Annotated in this window: 2 protein-coding genes; both read left to right on the top strand. The window is 70.9% G+C overall.

Going from position 1 to position 2,265, the window contains the following annotated elements; genetic code table 11:
- Window positions 1-168: 168 nt before the first annotated feature.
- Window positions 169-762, top strand: coding sequence for a VOC family protein (locus tag ACTIR_RS21700; RefSeq protein ID WP_233345821.1), 594 nt, complete (start codon window positions 169-171; stop codon window positions 760-762).
- 141 nt (window positions 763-903) lie between these two features.
- Complete coding sequence (gene eno / locus ACTIR_RS0104535; protein ID WP_026453383.1) at window positions 904-2,187, top strand: phosphopyruvate hydratase; 1,284 nt, start codon at window positions 904-906, stop codon at window positions 2,185-2,187.
- Window positions 2,188-2,265: the final 78 nt, after the last annotated feature.

Below are 2,265 nucleotides of genomic sequence, written 5' to 3'. Positions count from 1 at the left end.
ACGTCCGGGAGGCCGAGCGGGCCGCGCGCGTCCACGGCTTCGACCCCGCCACCCTCGACGCCGACGGCTGGCGCCGCTTCTGGCCGCGTGAGCGGGCCGTCGGCGCGGAGGTGTGAGTCGAGGGGTGAGTGCGCGCGGGACTGGGCCGATGTGGTGAACTTGCACGTCATGAGCGACGAAGTCCCGAGGTATCTCGGCCTCGCGCCGTACCTGTACTACACCGACGCCACCGAGGCCGTGGAGTGGCTGACCAGGGTGTTCGGGTTCAAGGAGAAGGTGCGCTACGTCGACGCGGCCGGTGAGGTGTTCCAGGCCACCCTGGTGGCCGGGGGGACCGAGATCCATCTCACCGCCGTGGACGAGAACTACTGGGACGCCAAGGGGGTCGACGGGCCGGTCGGCCAGCTCAACGTCGTCTACGTCGACGACGTCGACGCGCACTTCGAGCGGCTGCGCGAAGTGGTCGGCGACTCGATCGAGTACTCCCAGCCCCAGGACCAGCCCTACGGCGCACGCCTGTTCACGGTGCAGGACATCGGTGGCAACAGCTGGGCCTTCTGGCAGCACATCTCGGACGAGGTGGATCTCCCGGTCGGGTGGCAGGAGATCCGGTCCGAGGACAACGGAACCGGGGCCTCCGCGAACGGCTCGGCCGACGGCTCCGGGGAGCGGACCACCCCCGACGGAGGGGGTGACCTGCCGGGCGCCCACCGCGCGGACAGCTCCGGCGACGGCGACGGAGGCGGGTCGGAGGAGTCCTAGATCGCACCCCGCCCGGGTAGCCGACGGCCGGACAGGCCCCGGCGGCTAGGCTGAGGTCGTCGCCGCGTCCACACGGCGCGGCCGGTCGGCGTGTCCGCGGGAAGCCGACGCAGTGACACACAACCGGGTGAGGAGCTGAGTGTGGCGGTTATCGAGCAGGTAGGCGCGCGCGAGATTCTGGACTCTCGCGGCAACCCCACCGTCGAGGTGGAGGTCGCCCTGGACGACGGCACGATGACGCGGGCCGCGGTGCCCTCGGGTGCCTCGACGGGCGAGCACGAGGCCGTGGAGCTGCGCGACGGGGACAAGCGCTACAACGGCAAGGGTGTCCAGCGCGCGGTCGCGGCCGTGCTCGACGAGATCGGTCCGGACCTGGCCGGTGTCGAGGCCGTCGACCAGCGCATCATCGACCAGAAGCTGCTCGACCTCGACGGCACGCCGGACAAGAGCAGGCTGGGCGCCAACGCGATGCTCGGGGTGTCGCTCGCCGTGGCGAAGGCGGCCGCCGACTCGGCGGAGCTCGAACTCTTCCGCTACCTCGGCGGGCCGAACGCGCACGTGCTGCCCGTGCCGATGATGAACATCCTGAACGGCGGCGCGCACGCCGACACCGACGTGGACATCCAGGAGTTCATGATCGCGCCGATCGGCGCGGAGTCCTTCCGCGAGTCGCTGCGGTGGGGTGCGGAGACCTACCAGGCGCTGAAGTCGGTGCTGAAGAGCCGGGGCCTGGGTACCGGCCTCGGTGACGAGGGCGGCTTCGCGCCGAGCCTGTCGTCCAACCGCGAGGCGCTGGACATCATCGTCACCGCGATCGAGAAGGCGGGCTACCGGCCCGGCCGGGACATCGCTCTGGCGCTCGACGTCGCGGCGACCGAGTTCTTCTCGGACAACACCTACACCTTCGAGGGCAGCAAGCGCAGTGCCGAGCAGATGATCGGCTACTACAGCGAGCTGGTCGACGCCTACCCGCTGGTCTCCATCGAGGACCCGCTCTCGGAGGACGACTGGGACGGCTGGGCACGGCTGACCGCCGAACTCGGCGAGAGCGTGCAGCTGGTCGGGGACGACCTGTTCGTCACCAACCCGGACCGGCTGGAGGAGGGCATCAACCGCAAGATCGCGAACGCCCTGCTCGTCAAGGTCAACCAGATCGGCACCCTGTCCGAGACGCTGGACGCGGTCACGCTGGCCACCTCCTGCGGCTACAAGTCGATGATGAGCCACCGCTCCGGCGAGACCGAGGACACCACGATCTCCGACCTGGCGGTGGCCACCGGCGTCGGCCAGATCAAGACCGGTGCCCCGGCGCGCAGTGAGCGGGTGGCGAAGTACAACCAGCTGCTGCGGATCGAGGAGACCCTGGCCGACGCGGCCCGCTACGCCGGGGACCTCGCGTTCCCGCGGTTCACGCCGGAGGGCTGACGCCCGTGCCGGACCGGGGCAGGCCGAGGAACCGGCGCGGCGGGGGGAGACCGGAGCGTTCCCCCCGCCGGCCCCGGC

The sequence above is a fragment of the Saccharomonospora iraqiensis subsp. iraqiensis genome, assembly GCF_000430445.1.
Classification (GTDB): Bacteria; Actinomycetota; Actinomycetes; order Mycobacteriales; family Pseudonocardiaceae; genus Saccharomonospora; species Saccharomonospora iraqiensis.
Note: the sequence above shows the minus strand (reverse complement) of the source record. Positions and strands in the feature narration are given on the sequence as shown.

Coding starts and splice junctions, on each gene's coding strand:
- ACTIR_RS21700 (WP_233345821.1), top strand. CDS start 169: ATGAGCGACGAAGTCCCGAGGTATCTCGGCCTCGCGCCGTACCTGTAC.